General features: G+C 30.2%; 14 protein-coding genes. 12 read left to right on the top strand and 2 right to left on the bottom strand.

Annotated features, from left to right (window positions below):
* The 12 genes from L8X97_RS05060 (at position 1) to serC (ending at position 12,923) form a co-directional block, all read left to right on the top strand.
* Entirely contained in the window at positions 1–762 is a 762-nt protein-coding gene (locus L8X97_RS05060; RefSeq protein WP_263662787.1) for an HAD-IIA family hydrolase, read from the top strand.
* Positions 759–1,832, top strand: a complete 1,074-nt coding sequence (pheA, locus tag L8X97_RS05065; protein ID WP_263659771.1) for a prephenate dehydratase — start codon at positions 759–761, stop codon at positions 1,830–1,832. The genes L8X97_RS05060 and pheA overlap by 4 nt, the downstream gene beginning before the upstream one ends.
* Positions 1,822–2,913: a histidinol-phosphate transaminase gene (gene hisC / locus L8X97_RS05070; protein WP_263659772.1), complete on the top strand. Its 1,092-nt coding sequence runs from the start codon at positions 1,822–1,824 to the stop codon at positions 2,911–2,913. Before pheA ends, hisC begins: the two co-directional genes overlap by 11 nt.
* Before the next feature lie 14 nt (positions 2,914–2,927).
* Entirely contained in the window at positions 2,928–4,613 is a 1,686-nt protein-coding gene (gene fliF, locus L8X97_RS05075) for a flagellar basal-body MS-ring/collar protein FliF (protein ID WP_133319547.1), read from the top strand.
* Positions 4,613–5,641, top strand: a complete 1,029-nt coding sequence (gene fliG, locus L8X97_RS05080; RefSeq protein WP_039619192.1) for a flagellar motor switch protein FliG — start codon at positions 4,613–4,615, stop codon at positions 5,639–5,641. The genes fliF and fliG overlap by 1 nt, the downstream gene beginning before the upstream one ends.
* 4 nt (positions 5,642–5,645) lie before the next feature.
* Positions 5,646–6,458 carry a flagellar assembly protein FliH gene (fliH, locus tag L8X97_RS05085; protein ID WP_263661476.1) on the top strand — a complete coding sequence of 271 codons (813 nt, stop codon included), beginning with the start codon at positions 5,646–5,648 and terminating at the stop codon, positions 6,456–6,458.
* On the top strand, positions 6,455–8,284 hold the full coding sequence (gene dxs, locus L8X97_RS05090) for a 1-deoxy-D-xylulose-5-phosphate synthase (protein WP_133319549.1): 1,830 nt from the start codon (positions 6,455–6,457) through the stop codon (positions 8,282–8,284). Before fliH ends, dxs begins: the two co-directional genes overlap by 4 nt.
* 81 nt (positions 8,285–8,365) lie before the next feature.
* Positions 8,366–8,779, top strand: a complete 414-nt coding sequence (perR, locus tag L8X97_RS05095; protein ID WP_133319550.1) for a peroxide-responsive transcriptional repressor PerR — start codon at positions 8,366–8,368, stop codon at positions 8,777–8,779.
* A 1-nt stretch (position 8,780) separates the two neighbouring features.
* Positions 8,781–9,965, top strand: a complete 1,185-nt coding sequence (locus L8X97_RS05100; RefSeq protein WP_263662788.1) for a hypothetical protein — start codon at positions 8,781–8,783, stop codon at positions 9,963–9,965.
* Positions 9,966–9,972: 7 nt separating this feature from the next.
* A complete protein-coding gene (ubiE, locus tag L8X97_RS05105) occupies positions 9,973–10,674 on the top strand; it encodes a bifunctional demethylmenaquinone methyltransferase/2-methoxy-6-polyprenyl-1,4-benzoquinol methylase UbiE (RefSeq protein ID WP_258107639.1) in 702 nt (233 codons plus the stop codon).
* The gene (gene xseA, locus L8X97_RS05110; RefSeq protein WP_263662789.1) at positions 10,671–11,834 is read left to right on the top strand and encodes an exodeoxyribonuclease VII large subunit; all 1,164 of its coding nucleotides are present in this window, start codon (positions 10,671–10,673) and stop codon (positions 11,832–11,834) included. The genes ubiE and xseA overlap by 4 nt, the downstream gene beginning before the upstream one ends.
* Before the next feature lie 12 nt (positions 11,835–11,846).
* Positions 11,847–12,923 carry a phosphoserine transaminase gene (serC, locus tag L8X97_RS05115; protein WP_263662790.1) on the top strand — a complete coding sequence of 359 codons (1,077 nt, stop codon included), beginning with the start codon at positions 11,847–11,849 and terminating at the stop codon, positions 12,921–12,923.
* Positions 12,924–12,983: 60 nt separating this feature from the next.
* Here the strand turns inward: serC and kcuS are convergent, their stop codons facing one another.
* Positions 12,984–13,175, bottom strand: coding sequence for a KCU-star family selenoprotein (kcuS, locus tag L8X97_RS05120; protein ID WP_263662791.1), 192 nt, complete (start codon positions 13,173–13,175; stop codon positions 12,984–12,986).
* Positions 13,172–15,277, bottom strand: coding sequence for a carbon starvation CstA family protein (locus L8X97_RS05125; RefSeq protein ID WP_133319556.1), 2,106 nt, complete (start codon positions 15,275–15,277; stop codon positions 13,172–13,174). The genes kcuS and L8X97_RS05125 overlap by 4 nt, the downstream gene beginning before the upstream one ends.
* Positions 15,278–15,332 lie beyond the last annotated feature (55 nt).

Raw genomic sequence — 15,332 nt, forward strand, 5'->3', positions numbered from 1 at the left:
ATGTTGTTTTTAGATGTGCAAGGAACTTTGATTTCAGATTATGATAAAAGTCCTATAAATGGTGCTTTAGAACTCATTAAATCTTTAAATAAAGAAAAAATTCCTTATGTAATTATTACTAATAATACCAAAAAATTAGATTTTTTAAATTATTTGCAAAATTTGGGTTTTGAAATTAATGAAAAAGTTTATATTGATCCTTTTTGTGTTTTAAAAGATCATTTAAAGCCTTGTAAAATAGCAGCTTTTGGAGCAAAAGAATTTTTAGATTCACTTCAAGAGTTAGGTTATGAGCTTGATTATAAAAATCCAAAAGCATTTTTGCTAGCAAGTTATGATGATTTTAAATTTCAAGATTTTGCTAATATGATAGAGTATATTAAAGATGGCGTGCAAGCTATAGCAATGCATGAGGGTAGTATTTATAAGAAAAACTCAAGGCTTTATCCGGGCGTTGGAAGTATCATGTCTATGCTTAAAAATGCATGCGAGTTTGATTATAAAGTGATAGGAAAACCTAGTAAGGCTTTTTATGAAAGTGCTTTAAATTTATTAAAACAGCAAGATTGTAATGTGAGTTTTAAAAAAACTTTAATTATTAGTGATGATTTTAAAGGCGATTTGCTTGGTGCTTATGAGCTTGGTATGCAAACAGGCTTAGTTTTAAGTGGTAAAATTTCTAACACTCAAGGTCTTGATACAACTAAACTTAATTTTGTATATGATAGTATTAAGGATTACTACATATCGAGGTTTAAATGAAAGATATAGAAAAATTACGCAATAAAATCGATACTATCGATGATAAAATTTTGGCTTTGCTTAATGAAAGAATGCTTCATGTTAAAGATATAGGAGTTATTAAACAAAATTTAGGTGGAAGTATTTATAGACCTGAGCGTGAAAGAGCTATTATAAATAGACTTAAAAATTATAATCATGGTTTATTAGATCAAAATGCAATCGAAGCAATTTATCAAGAAATTTTTGCTGTATCAAGAAATTTAGAAATGCCTCAAAGCATAGCTTATTTAGGGCCTGAGGGAAGTTATACGCATCAAGTAGCAAGAACGCGTTTTGGTGCTATGAGTCGTTATACTCCACTTGCAAATATAGAAGATGTTTTTAAAGAATTAGCTCACAAAGAAGCAAAATATGGAGTAGTACCTATAGAAAATAATACAGCAGGTGCAGTGGGTGTGACGCTTGATTGTCTTGGAAAATATGAAGATGTAAAGATTTTTGCTGAAATTTATATGGACATTCATCATTCTTTTGTAAGTATGAGTGAAAATTTAAAAGATATTAAACGCATATATTCTCATCCACAAGGCTATAATCAATGTAGAAATTTTTTAGAAAGTCATGATTTAAGTGAAGTAGAATTTGTAGCAAGTAAATCCACAGCTCATGCGGCTTATTTAGCTTCGCAAGATGTTACTTCAGCTGCGATTTGCTCTAAAATTGCAGCAAAACTTTATAATGTACCTATATTATTTGAAACGATTGAGGATAATTTGGCAAACCGTACTAGGTTTTTGATTTTAAGTGATATAAAAATACCTCAAATGCCTCATTGTAAAACTTCTATTTTAGCACTTGCTGCACACAAACCAGGTGGGCTTAGTGATTTATTATATGAGTTTAAAAAAGAGGGGATAAATTTAACAAAACTTGAATCACGCCCTATAAAAACAAGAGAATTTGTGCATAGTTTTTATATAGATTTTGAAGGACATATTGATGATGAAAATGTCCAAAGAGTATTAAAAAAAGCTGAGCATATAAAATGGCTTGGATCATATTTATCAGGAGAAAGTAATGAAATTTAATCCTTTTTTAGAAGCTATTAAAACTTATGAAAGTGGCAAGGATATGGATTTAATTGCTAAAGAATATGGTTTAAAAGAAGTTATTAAACTAGCAAGTAATGAAAATCCTTATGGCACAAGTAAAAAAGCTAAAGAAGCCATCATAAATAATGCACATTTAGCTCATTTATATCCTGATGATACTATGAGTGAATTAAAACAAGCTCTAGCACAAAAATATGATATTTTAAAAGAAAATCTCATCATAGGTAGTGGGAGTGATCAAATTATAGAATATATAGTACATGCAAAACTTGATCATTCTAAGGCTTATTTGCAATGCGGGGTTAGTTTTGCTATGTATGAAATTTATGCAAAACAACTAGGAGTTAAGGTTTATAAAACTCCAAGCTTAACCCATGATTTAAATGAGTTATATGAGTTATATCAAAAGCATAAAAATGAAATTAAAGTAATCTTTTTATGCTTGCCAAATAATCCTTTGGGCGAGTGTTTAGACGCAAGTGAGGTTTTTGAGTTTTTAGAGAAAATTGATGAGGATTGTTTGGTAGCCATTGATGGAGCTTATAATGAATTTGCTTCATTTAAAGATAGCAAAAAACATATTAATCCTAAAGAATTAATCCATAAATTTCAAAATGCAGTATATCTAGGAACCTTTTCTAAGCTTTATGGTTTGGGCGGTATGAGAGTGGGTTATGGTATAGCTTGCAAGGAAATTATCAATGCATTTTATAAATTACGAGCACCTTTTAATGTGACTAATTTGAGTTTAAAAGCTGCTGTTGCTGCATTAGATGATGATGAGTTTGTGCAAAAAACCTTAGAAAATAATTTTTCACAAATGAAACTTTATGAAGATTTTGCTAAAAATTATAAAATTCGATACATTCCAAGCTATACAAATTTTATTACCTATTTTTTTGATGAAAAAAATAGCACAGATTTATCTGAAAAACTGCTTAAAAACGGTATAATAATAAGAAATTTACAAAGTTATGGTTTAAATGCTGTGCGTATAAGTATAGGTACAGAGTATGAAAATTCAAGGTTTTTTGAAGAGTTTTCTAAAAATTTTTAGTTTGTAGGAAATAAATGGATTATAAAACTATACTGCACCAAGTAGGTCAGCTTTATCAAAATTTAAGTTTAAGACAGCGTATTATTATTGCTGCTTCTATTGTTGTTGTAGTTGGATTTTTAGTATTTTTAACCCTTTTTAGAAGTGGCTCTACAGTAGCTAGCGAAGCTGGATATTCAGTATTATTTGAAAATGCTAATACTAGTGATTCGGCGATGATAGTAACTCAACTTGAAAAAAGTGGAGTTCCTTATATTTTGCGTAATGAAGGAACGATTTTAGTTCCTAATGAACAAGTATATAAACAGCGTTTAGCTATTGCTTCTGCAGGATTATTGCCAAAAGATAATAAAGTAGGCTTTGAGCTTTTTGATAAACAAGAATTTGGAGCCACAGAAGCTGAGCAAAAGGTAAAATACCAAAGAGCATTAGAAGGTGAGCTTGCTAGAACGATTGAAAGTTTAGAGCCTATTCATAGTGCTACGGTTCATATTGCTTTTGCTAAAGATACACTTTTTACCCAACAACAAGTTCCACCAACTGCTTCAGTAGCTTTGACTATAAAAGAAGGTTTAAAGCTTAATAAAAAGCAAATTATGGGGATTAAAAACCTAATCGCTTCTTCAGTAACAAAACTTACTCCAGAAAATGTAAAAATCATGGATCAAAAAGGTATTCCTTTAGATGATGAGGGTGCTTTTGAAAGTGATTTAATTGCTGCTCAAATTAAATATAAAAGAGATCAAGAATATGAATTAGAGCAAAAAATTGTTGCTTCTATTGCTCCATTTGCAGGTGGCTATGATAGGGTAGTAGCAAAGGTTAGTATTGATTATGATTTTTCTAAAGAAGAATCACAAAGTGAAGTATATGATCCAAATACCGTTGTGCGTAGTGAGCAAACCTTGGAAGAGCATAGAGAAGGCTATAAAGATAAAGAAATTCAAGGTGTACCAGGTGCTGTTTCAAACATCGGTCCTGTGGAAGGTTTGGATGATAAAGGTGCGCGCGAGGTTTATACTAAAAATCAAACTACAACTAATAATGAAATTTCTAAAAAAATTACCAACACCACTAAGCAATTTGCAACCATTAAAAGAATTTCTGCAGCTGTTGTGGTAGATGGAAAGTATAAAGTAATTACTGATGATCAGGGAAATATTACTAATGAATATATTCCTTTGAGTGATAAAGAAATTAAAGCGATTGAAAATCTTACTAAAGGTGCCATAGGATTTAATCTTGCTAGAGGTGATGCGGTTGAAGTAAATAATTTGGAATTTCATAGAACAGCTAAAGTTGAAAATAAGGTTCAAACTTTTTATTCAAGATTTGTTGAGCCTTTTATTCCACCTGTTAAGTATGTATTTGCTGCGATTTTGCTTTTTATCTTTTACAAAAAAGTTATTGTGCCATTTTCTCAAAAAATGCTTGCAGATATTAGACTTGAAGAAGAGATGGAAGGTAAGGATGGGCAGATTATTGATGAGGCTGAAGATGCTATTGAAAAATTCAATGCTGCTCGTAGAAAAGTTGAAGAACAGCTTGGTTTTGGAGATAGTTTTGATGAGGATGCATTACAATATGATGTTTTACTTGAAAAATTAAGAGCAGTAGCTAATGAAAAAGGCGAAGAAGTGGCATTATTGTTGCAAAAACTTGTTGAAAATGAAGCTGAATTTGGTGAGAAGGATATCTAATGATAAAGCTTAGCGAAGAACAAAAAATGGTCTATGATGACCTTTCTATGCCAGAAAAGGTCGCCATATTTTTAATCCAACTTGGAGAAGATGTAACGACAGTTTTATTTTCTCATATGGATATTAATGTCATCACTGAAATTTCTCGCTATATTGCTTTAGCAAAAAATGTTGATAAGCCAGTTGCTACTGCAGTACTTGAGGAATTTTATACTTTACTGCAATCAAATCAATACTTAAAAAGTGGTGGTTTGGAATATGCAAAAGAAATTTTATTTAGAACTTTTGGTCCTGAAATTGCCAATAAAATTTTGGAAAAACTTACCAAAAGTATGGAAAATAATCAAAATTTTGCTTATCTTTCACAAATTAAACCACAACAACTTGCAGACTTTATCATTAAAGAACACCCGCAAACTATAGCTTTGATTTTAGCTCATATGGATACTACTCAAGCTGCTGAAACTTTGGAATATTTTAGCGATGAATTAAGAGCTGAAGTTGTAATAAGAATGGCAAATCTTGGAGATATATCTCCTTCAATTATCAAAAGAGTATCTGCTGTGCTTGAAAGTAAGCTTGAAAGTCTTACTTCTTATAAAGTTGAAGTGGGTGGTCCAAGAGCAGTTGCTGAAGTGCTTAATCGCTTGGGTCAAAAAGCCTCTAAAACAACACTTTCTTATATTGAGCAAAGTGATGAAAAACTTGCTACAACCATTAAAGATTTAATGTTTACCTTTGATGATATTTCTCAACTTAGTACTAATGCGATTAGAGAAGTTTTAAAAGCTGCTGACAAGCGTGATTTGATGATAGGTTTAAAGGGCGCAAGTGAGGATTTAAAACAAAAATTTATGTCCAATATGTCTACGCGCGCTGCTGAAGCTTTTGTAGAAGAAATGGGCTTTTTGGGTGCTGTGCGTGTTAAAGATGTAGAAGAAGCACAAAGAAAAGTTGTAGAAGTGGTGCAAAAACTTGCAGAACAAGGTCTTATCCAAGTGGGTGAGGCTGATGAGATGATAGAGTAAGATTATGGCAAAATTAACCAATGTAATTTCACCTGAAAATATTTCTGCTCATGTAGTTGAGGGTTATCATTTTAAAGTTATGAGTGAAATGCCCTCTAGTGAAGAACAAAAACAAGAAGAAATTCAAACTATAAATCAAGTCTCTCCTGTCCAAAACACACAACAAGCAGTAGAAAATCAAACAATAGAAGCTACTCCACAAACCCCACAACCACAAATTCAACCTGATTTTGTTGAAGATTTACTTAAAAAAACTGATGAAATGTCAGGAAATATCATTAAGTTGCAAATGCAGATAGAAAGCCAAGAGGCTGAATTTAACAATCGTTTAAATACAGAATTAGAACATGCAAAGGAAAAATTTACTAAAGAAGGTTATGAACAAGCACAAAAGAATTTTGAAAGTGAATTAGAAGCCTTGAAGGAAAAATACTTAAAAAGCGTAGAAAAGCTTGAAAATACAGTGCAAAATTTAAATGAGTTTTTATCTAAAAATGAAAAAGAATTAGCCGATACAGCTGTAATTATTGCAAAGGAAGTGATTGCAAAAGAGCTCGAAGAAAATTCATCACTTATAGCATTAAATTTAGCAAAAGAACTTATGAGTGAACTTAAAAATGCTACTAAGATAGAATTAAAGTTAAGTCCTGATGATTTTGAATATGTAAAAGCACACTTGCAAGAACAAAGCAATATTAAATTTAGTCTTGATGATGCGATTAATAAGGGAAGTATTTTAATATTAAGTGATGCGGGTAATATAGAGTCAAACCTTAACAATCGTTTGCAAAAAATCAAAAACATGGTTAATGAATGATAGATTTAAATAACTTAAATATTAAAAATATGCAAATTAAAGAACTGGAAAATTTAGCTAGTAATTTGCGTGAAGTTATCATAGATACAGTGAGTAAAAATGGTGGACATTTAAGTTCAAATTTAGGTGTAGTTGAACTTAGTATAGGAATGCATTATGTTTTTGATGTGCGAAAAGATCCTTTTATTTTTGATGTTTCACACCAATCTTATCCACATAAGCTTTTAAGTGGTAAGATAGATAATTTTCATACTTTAAGACAATTTAATGGCTTGAGTGGATATACAAAGCCTGATGAGGGGGATTATTTTGTAGCAGGACATTCAAGCACTTCTATATCTTTAGCAGTTGGAGCTTGTAAGGCTATAAGATTAAAAAAAGAAGATCGCTTACCTGTTGTATTAATAGGTGATGGAGCGTTAAGTGCAGGTATGGCTTATGAAGCTTTAAATGAGCTTGGCGATAGAGAATATCCTTGTGTGATTATTTTAAATGATAATGAAATGAGTATTTCAAGGCCAATTGGAGCTATTTCAAAATACCTTTCTCAAGCAATGGCAACGCAGTTTTATCAAAAGTTTAAAAAACGCATAGAAAATCTTTTAGAGTATTTTCCTCAAGGCGCATCTTATATGGCAAAGCGTTTTGAAGAGGGTTTAAGACTTATTACACCTGGACTTTTATTTGAAGAATTAGGACTTGAATATATAGGGCCTATTGATGGACATAATTTAAATGAAGTTATAAATGCGCTAAATCAAGCTAAAGCTATGAATAAACCTTGTGTAGTGCATGCGCAAACTATCAAAGGCAAAGGTTATACATTAGCTGAAGGTAAAAATGCCAAATGGCATGGAGTAGGTGCTTTTGATAGAAGTAGCGGAGAGAGTTTAAAGGCTAATATGAACAAAAAAAGTGCGACAGAAATTTTTTCAAATACACTTTTAAATTTAGCTCAAAAATATGAAAATATAGTAGGTGTAACTGCTGCTATGCCAAGTGGAACTGGAATAGATAAGCTAATGGAAAAATATCCTGAGCGTTTTTGGGATGTAGCAATTGCAGAACAACATGCAGTTACTTCTATGGCAGCTATGGCTAAAGAAGGTTTTAAGCCTTTTATAGCAATTTATAGCACTTTTATGCAAAGAGCTTATGATCAAGTTATCCATGATTGTGCTATTATGAATTTAAATGTAGTTATTGCTATGGATAGAGCTGGCATAGTAGGAGAAGATGGGGAAACTCATCAAGGTGCTTTTGATGTTAGTTTTTTAAGTGCTATACCAAATATTACTTTAGCGGCTCCAAGAGATGAGGCTATGATGGAAAAAATTATGGAGTATGCTTATTTTCATCAAGGTGTTTTTGCTTTTCGTTATCCTAGAGGTAATTTTTTATTAGATGAAAATTTTAATCCATGTGAGATAAAACTTGCAAAAGCTCAAATTTTATCTAAAGTGCAAAGCGATAAAGTATTTTTAGGTTTTGGTCAGGGTGTGGCTAAGGCAAAACTAGCTTTAGATAAACTTGGTTTAGATTATGCAAGCTTAATAGATTTGATTTTTGCAAAACCTTTAGATGAAGAGCTTTTAAAAGAATTGGCAAAAGATACAAAAACTTGGTTTGTTTTTTCAGATAGTGCTAAGATAGGTGGAGTGGGAAGTTTGATTGCAACTTTCTTGCAAAAAGAAAATCTTTATCATATAAAACTAGTAAGTTTTGAATTTGAAGATCAATTTATAACTCATGGTAAAACAAATGAAGTAGAAAAATTTCTAGAAATTGATGTTGAATCTTTGTGTAAAAAGATTAAAATTTATTAAAAGATAAAAAATATCCTTTAATATAATCATTTTTTTATAAAAAAAGCGTTATACTATATAAAAAATATCGGAGAATTAATAATGGAACTTATTCAATTGCTTAAAAATTGTGATTTAAAAGCTACTCCTCAAAGACTTTGTATTTTAAAAATTTTAAAACGCCATGAACATCCTAATATAGAATCTTTATACGAAAGCATTAAGGAAGAATATCCTTCTATCTCTTTAGCTACAGTGTATAAAAATTTAAATACTTTAAAAGAACAAGGTTTGGTTGTAGAAATCAACACTCCAAATCAAAAAACTTGTTATGATATTTATGAATATCCTCATATACATGTAATTTGTAGCAAATGCAATCATATAGAAGATGTATGTTATGAAGATAGTGGGATAAATAAATACCAAGAAGATCTTGAGAAAAAAATTGGCAATATCATTGATTATCTTGGCGTATTTGCTTATGTGAATGGTTGTAAAGCTTGTAAAAAATAAAATGGTTTGTGAAGTCCAAAGACGCTTTTTACTCAAAAATGATGACTTTATAAAAATTTTAAAAGAAGAAAAAATTATATATTCTAAGGATAAAATACGCGTTTTCTTTACGCGTATAAGTCCTTTTTGTGATGTTAAATATAAAAAATTTAATAAAAATTATTATCGATTTTCACTTTATAAACTGCATGATATTTTAGATAAAAAAAATCATAAACTTTCTAAAAAAGAATTTAAACAGCAAAGTAAAAAAATTATAGGAAGTGTTATTAAGAAAACTAGAATTAGTTTTGAGATTAATAGTGCTCGATTTTTACTTTATAAGTTTAAAAATAATCTGCAAGATTTGGTCATTTTGAAAGTTGTTTTTCCTACTTTTGAAAAGGCAAAGCAATTTAATTTGCCTCACTTTTTTAAAAGCTATAAAGAAATCACAGATAATGAAAATTTTTATAGTAAAAATTTAGCATTATATGGAGATTTTTCTAAAATTTTTGATAGTGCTAGATGTATTAAAATTTTAGATAAACAAGAAGATATTAGCTTGCATTTTCCAAATCAAATTCAAAGTTTTGAAGCGGGTAAAATCTTACTTTTTGTACTTTTAAAAAGATTAAAAAATGACAGATTGAATTTTTTACAAAAATTAAATTTTGAAAGTTTTGAGCAATTTTTTGCAAGTCTTAGGCAAATATGCATTTTCTTTGAGCTTTTTAACACTCTTTTTGAAAAGAGTATTCAAAATAAACTTCAAGATTATATTTTGAATTTGGAAAAACAAATTTGTAATGATAAAATTTGTAAATTTGAATTAGAAAAATATATTTTTATTTTAAGTGATGAAAAAATCAATGATATTTTTCTTGATATGGATTTTATTTTAAAGAATGATTGTAGTTTTTATCAAGGAGAGAAAAATCAAATTTTAAAATCTTTAGTGGCTTTTAAACTAAGAAAAGAATTAGTTTTTTTAAAGAAAAAAATTGTAAAATCTCAAACAAATCATGAAGAAGAATTAGAAAGAATAAAATTTTTATTATGCTATTTTGCAACTATGTTTGAAGAAAAAAGTATTGAAAAACTAAAAAATTATTTTGAACATAATCATTTAGAACAAATTTCTTATGATGAAAATATAATAAAACAAATTGAAAAAAGCATTAAAAAATTAAAAATATATAGTTAGGAAAAACATGCAAAAACAAGAAAAAATAGTCAAAATGTTTGATGATATAGCACCAACTTATGATAAGGCTAATAGAATTTTAAGTTTTGGAAGTGATGTGAATTGGAGAAAAAAAGCTTGTTTAGATGTTTTTAAATTTTCTAACAATGAACTTGATATTATCGATGTGGCTTGTGGCACAGGCGATATGATTATAGAATGGCAAAATCAAGCCTTAAGGACAAATAAAAATATCATTAGTATAAAAGGGGTTGATCCAAGTGCGGGCATGCTTGAAGTGGCTAAGAAAAAAATTCCTGATGCGACTTTTGTACAAGCAAAAGCACAAGAACTTCCACTCGAAAATGAAAGTGCAGACATCATAAGTATAAGTTATGGCATACGCAATGTGGTAGATAGGAAAGAAGCTATAAAAGAATTTGCAAGAGTGTTGAAAAAGGATGGGATTTTACTTGTGCTTGAATTTACTAAAAGAGAGCAGGGTGGTTTTATAGCTGCTTGTAGAGATTTTTACTTAAAAAATATTTTACCAAAAGTGGGTGGATTTATCAGTAAAAATTATAGTGCTTATGAGTATTTACCAAATTCGATAGAAGATTTTTTAAGCAAAGAAGAATTTATTAAAGAATTGAGTGAGTATTTTGAAATGCTAGAGTATAAAAGTTTTAGCTTTGGTGTTTGTTCTATGTTTATTGCAAGAAAAAAATGAAAGTTTCAGAACTTAATCTAAAAGCTAAAAGTTTATTAGAATTTCATCTTGATGATATAGAGCTTAGTGGAGAAATTTCTAAAATTACCATTCATAGTTCAGGACATTGGTATTTTGATTTAAAAGATGAAAAATCAAGCATAGCTTGTGTGATGTTTAAAGGTTTTAATCAGTTTGTCCAAGCTAAACCTAAAGTTGGCGATATGCTTGAACTTAGAGGTTATGTGAGTTTATATGAAGCAAGTGGCAGGTATCAATTTATCGCCAAAAGTATGCAAAAAACAAGTCTTGGAGATTTAGAAGCTAAATTTTTAGCTCTAAAAGAAAAGCTTGAAAAAGAAGGTTTGTTTGATACAAATGTTAAAAAAAGCATTATTAAATTTCCTAAAAAAATAGGCATAGTTACTTCTTTTACTTCAGCTGCTTTGCAAGATATGTTAAAGCTAATTTCACAAAAAGAATACAATCTTTGCAAAATAACTATTTTTAATGCCCTTACCCAAGGACAAAGTGCCCCAAATTCTTTAATAAATGCTTTAAAAAAAGCCAATGAGTATAATTTAGATGCGATTATTTTGGCAAGAGGTGGTGGAAGCAGAGAAGATTTGTTTTGTTTTAACGATGAAGAACTTGCAAGATGTATTTTTTCTTTAAAAACGCCTATTGTTTCTGCTATTGGACATGAGATTGATTATGTTATTAGTGATTTTGTAGCAGATTTAAGAGCACCAACTCCAAGTGCAGCTATTGATATGATTTTTCCAAATAAACTAAGCTTAGAACAAGGACTTGATGAGCTTGCTATGTGTTTTAAAAACCAAATGTTAAATCATCTTAAGTTTTATCAAAACAAAATCGATCACTTGCAAAATTTAGCCAAAGCTAAGTCTTTAGAAAATGCTTTTTTTCTTAGAAAACAAAAGCTTGATTTTTTACAAAGCCAACTAAAGAGTGTTTTAAATTTAAAATTATTAAATTATGAAAATAAGCTTGATAATTTTGAGGAACTTTTAACTCAGCATAAAAATTTCTTTGATAAAAGTAAAAATTTGATAAATTTACAAAAAGATGGCAAAAATATCTCTCTTGAAAAGCTAAAAAAAGGAGATATTATAAAGCTTTGCTCAATAAATGAGAGTAAAGAAGCTCAAATACTATAAAAAGGAGATAAAATGAGAGTGATGAATTTTAGTGCAGGTCCTTCAAACCTGCCTGATGAGGTTTTAAAAGAAGCTAGGGAACATTTGTTTGATTATCATGGTAAAGGCTTTTCTATTATGGAAGTTTCTCATCGTGGAAAGGTTTTTGAAGAAGTGCATTTTGAAGCTATCAAAATGGCAAAAGAACTTTATGGTGTAAATGATGATTATGAAGTGCTTTTAATGCAAGGTGGGGCTAGTTTGCAATTTGCTATGATACCTATGAATTTATATATGGGTGGAGTTTGTGAATTTGTTAATACGGGAGTTTGGACTAAAAAGGCTATTAAAGAAGCTGAAATTTTAGGAGTAAATACAAAAATAGTAGCAAGTAGCCAAGAAAGTGAGTTTGATCATATCCCACAATTTGAATTTAGCGATAATGCAGATTATGCTTATATATGCTCTAATAATACCATTTATGGAACTCAATATAAAAGCTATCCAAAGACTAAAAGTCCTTTGATAATTGATGCTTCTAGTGATTTTTTCTCTAAAAAGATAGATTTTTCTAATATTGCTATGCTTTTTGGTGGGGTGCAAAAAAATGCAGGAATTTCAGGGCTTGCTTGTGCTTTTGTGCGTAAAGATATGATAGAGCGTAGTAAAAACAAAAATATACCTAGTATGTTAAAATATAGCGTTTATGCTGAAAATAATTCTTTATTTAATACTCCAGCAACCTTTGCTATATATATGTTTAATCTTGAAATGAAATGGCTTTTAAATCAAGGTGGATTAGACAAAATCAATGAGCAAAATATACAAAAAGCCAAAATTTTATACGATGTGATTGATGAGAGTAATGGTTTTTATAAAGGTCATGCCAAAAAAGAGGATAGATCATTAATGAATGTTAGTTTTAATATAGCTTATGATAAAAACTTAGAGCTAGTTTTTGTAAAAGAAGCTGAAGAAAATGGTATGATAGGTCTTAAAGGACATAAAATTTTAGGTGGAATTCGTGCTAGTATTTATAATTCTATCAGCATTGAAAAGGTTCAAAAGTTAAGTGAATTTATGAAAGCTTTTGCAAAAAAACATGCTTGATTTTTGGTGATTTTCACCAAAAATCATTTGTATAGTAAAAACTTTACTCTTTAATATTTATCAGCATTTTCCTAAGCCACTATTGTATTTTTTTTCAAGAAAATCTTTAAAAAATTCTTTTCTACTTTTACAAGGTACTTTAGGATGTTTTTCTCTCATATGTTCAAGATATTTATCATAGCTTGCAACTCCAACTAAGGGATGAAAAAACCTTTCGGATTTTTCATACCATAATTTAAGTTTTTTTATCATGTTTTTTCCTTTTTTAATGCTATATAAGGGCTTTCTTTTAAAGGAATGTTTAATTTTTTGATAAAAATTCCAAAGCAAGAAAGTATAACAAGCAAAGTGGTAATCATGAAAAACACACATAAAATTGCATTTATTAAATTGGAGTTTTTAGCTTGAGATGCTAATTTTATATCTTTTTTGATTTGCTCGATTATTGCTTCATCTTGTGTTTGAGAAAGTTTTAAATTAAATTCTTGTATTTTTTGCGTATTTATTTGTACAGCAGCAACATGACTTATAGCATTATGGATTGGATCTCCTTCTTTGTAAGGAAGAATTTTTTGAATACCTCCATAAAGTGTTGCGATTAAAACAAAACAAGCAGGTATGAGAGTAATCCAAGTATATCTTGCCTTCCCCATTTTAAATAAAATCGCACTTGCTAAAAGCAATGCCATACCAGCAAGCATTTGATTACTCACTCCAAAAAGTGGCCATAATGAGTAAATTCCGCCTTTTGGATCTATCGCTCCTTGATAGAGAAAATACCCCCATCCACCAACACTTAAAGCTGTTGCAAAAATTCCTGCTAAGGTATTATTGATATTTCCTAAAGGTTTATAAACATTACCCAATATATCTTGAGCCATAAATCTACAAGCTCTTGTCCCAGCATCAACTGCAGTTAAAATAAACAAGGCTTCAAATAAAATAGCAAAGTGATACCAAAAGCCCATTAAATTCACTCCACCAAATAATTCATGTAAAATTAAAGCAACACCTACAGCAAATGTTGGTGCCCCACCAGTTCTTGATAATATGCTTTGTTCGCCTATATTTGTAGTTAAAGTAGTGATTTCTTCAGGAGTTATTTTAAAACCCCAGCTAGAAATAGCAGCAGCTGCATTTGCAACATCTACACCTATAGTAGCAGCAGGCGCATTGATGGCAAAGTAAAGACCAGGGTGTAAAATACAAGCACAAATTAAAGCCATGATAGCCACAGCACTTTCCATAAGCATGGAGCCATATCCAACAGCTAATGCATGAGTTTCATTTTCAAGCATTTTAGGAGTTGTGCCACTTGAAATTAATGCATGAAAACCACTAATAGCTCCGCATGCAATGGTAATAAATAAAAATGGAAAAATTGCTCCAGCAAATACAGGCCCACTTCCATCTAAATATTGAGAATTAATTTTTGGCATTTGAAGATCAGGCGCTACAAATACAATAGCTAAAGCCATAACCACAATAACACCGATTTTTAAAAAAGTTGATAAATAATCTCTTGGAGCAAGTAAAAACCAAACAGGTAAAATTGCAGCTATAAAACCATAAGCCATCATAATAAGTGCTAAAGTTGGTGCATCAAAGGTAAATATTTTCGCCCAATAAGGATCAGCAGCTATTTCACTTCCATAATGTATGGCTAATATGAGCAATATAAAACCTATAATAGAAGCTTCACCAACCCTACCAGGTCTTAAAAATCTCATATAAATTCCCATAAAAACAGCAATAGGAATGGTCATTGCGATGGTAAATAATCCCCATGGAGATTCTGCTAAAGCTTTTACAACAACCATAGCTAAAATCGCAATAATTATAAGCATAATTCCAAATATAGCAATCATTGCTATTGCGCCGATAAATTGTCCTAATTCATCTTTTATCATCTCTCCTAAAGATTTTCCATTACGACGCGTAGATATAAATAAAACTACAAAATCATGTACCGCACCTGCTAAAACACCGCCTATTAATATCCAAAGCATAGAGGGTAAATAACCCATTTGTGCAGCAAGTATAGGACCTACCAAAGGACCAGCTCCTGCGATAGCGGCAAAATGATGTCCAAAAAGTACAATTTTATTTGTAGGGACAAAATCACATCCGTCATTTTTAACTACAGCAGGAGTTGCTCTGTTTTTATCTAGCTCTAGCACCTTATAGGCAATATATCTACCATAAAATCTATACCCTATGATATAAATACATAAAGCAGCAATAACAAGATAAATCGCTGAAATACTTTCGCCATTTTGGAGTGCTAATATGCCAAAACAAACAGCACCGACAATGGCAACAAAAAACCATAATATTTTGTTAGTAATATTCATTTAATTCCTTTGCTTTAGTGAATTTATTTAGTGTATCGTAGAATTATATTTTATT

This window comes from Campylobacter sp. CNRCH_2013_0671h (genome assembly GCF_025773055.1).
GTDB classification, from domain to species: Bacteria; Campylobacterota; Campylobacteria; order Campylobacterales; family Campylobacteraceae; genus Campylobacter_D; species Campylobacter_D lari_D.

Excerpts from the sequence above, each read along its gene's own strand:
- fliG (WP_039619192.1), top strand. The coding sequence starts at position 4,613 with ATGATAAAGCTTAGCGAAGAACAAAAAATGGTCTATGATGACCTTTCT.
- L8X97_RS05125 (WP_133319556.1), bottom strand. The coding sequence starts at position 15,277 with ATGAATATTACTAACAAAATATTATGGTTTTTTGTTGCCATTGTCGGT.
- hisC (WP_263659772.1), top strand. The coding sequence starts at position 1,822 with ATGAAATTTAATCCTTTTTTAGAAGCTATTAAAACTTATGAAAGTGGC.
- L8X97_RS05100 (WP_263662788.1), top strand. The coding sequence starts at position 8,781 with ATGGTTTGTGAAGTCCAAAGACGCTTTTTACTCAAAAATGATGACTTT.
- fliF (WP_133319547.1), top strand. The coding sequence starts at position 2,928 with ATGGATTATAAAACTATACTGCACCAAGTAGGTCAGCTTTATCAAAAT.
- serC (WP_263662790.1), top strand. The coding sequence starts at position 11,847 with ATGAGAGTGATGAATTTTAGTGCAGGTCCTTCAAACCTGCCTGATGAG.
- kcuS (WP_263662791.1), bottom strand. The coding sequence starts at position 13,175 with ATGATAAAAAAACTTAAATTATGGTATGAAAAATCCGAAAGGTTTTTT.
- pheA (WP_263659771.1), top strand. The coding sequence starts at position 759 with ATGAAAGATATAGAAAAATTACGCAATAAAATCGATACTATCGATGAT.
- dxs (WP_133319549.1), top strand. The coding sequence starts at position 6,455 with ATGATAGATTTAAATAACTTAAATATTAAAAATATGCAAATTAAAGAA.
- ubiE (WP_258107639.1), top strand. The coding sequence starts at position 9,973 with ATGCAAAAACAAGAAAAAATAGTCAAAATGTTTGATGATATAGCACCA.
- fliH (WP_263661476.1), top strand. The coding sequence starts at position 5,646 with ATGGCAAAATTAACCAATGTAATTTCACCTGAAAATATTTCTGCTCAT.
- L8X97_RS05060 (WP_263662787.1), top strand. The coding sequence starts at position 1 with ATGTTGTTTTTAGATGTGCAAGGAACTTTGATTTCAGATTATGATAAA.
- perR (WP_133319550.1), top strand. The coding sequence starts at position 8,366 with ATGGAACTTATTCAATTGCTTAAAAATTGTGATTTAAAAGCTACTCCT.
- xseA (WP_263662789.1), top strand. The coding sequence starts at position 10,671 with ATGAAAGTTTCAGAACTTAATCTAAAAGCTAAAAGTTTATTAGAATTT.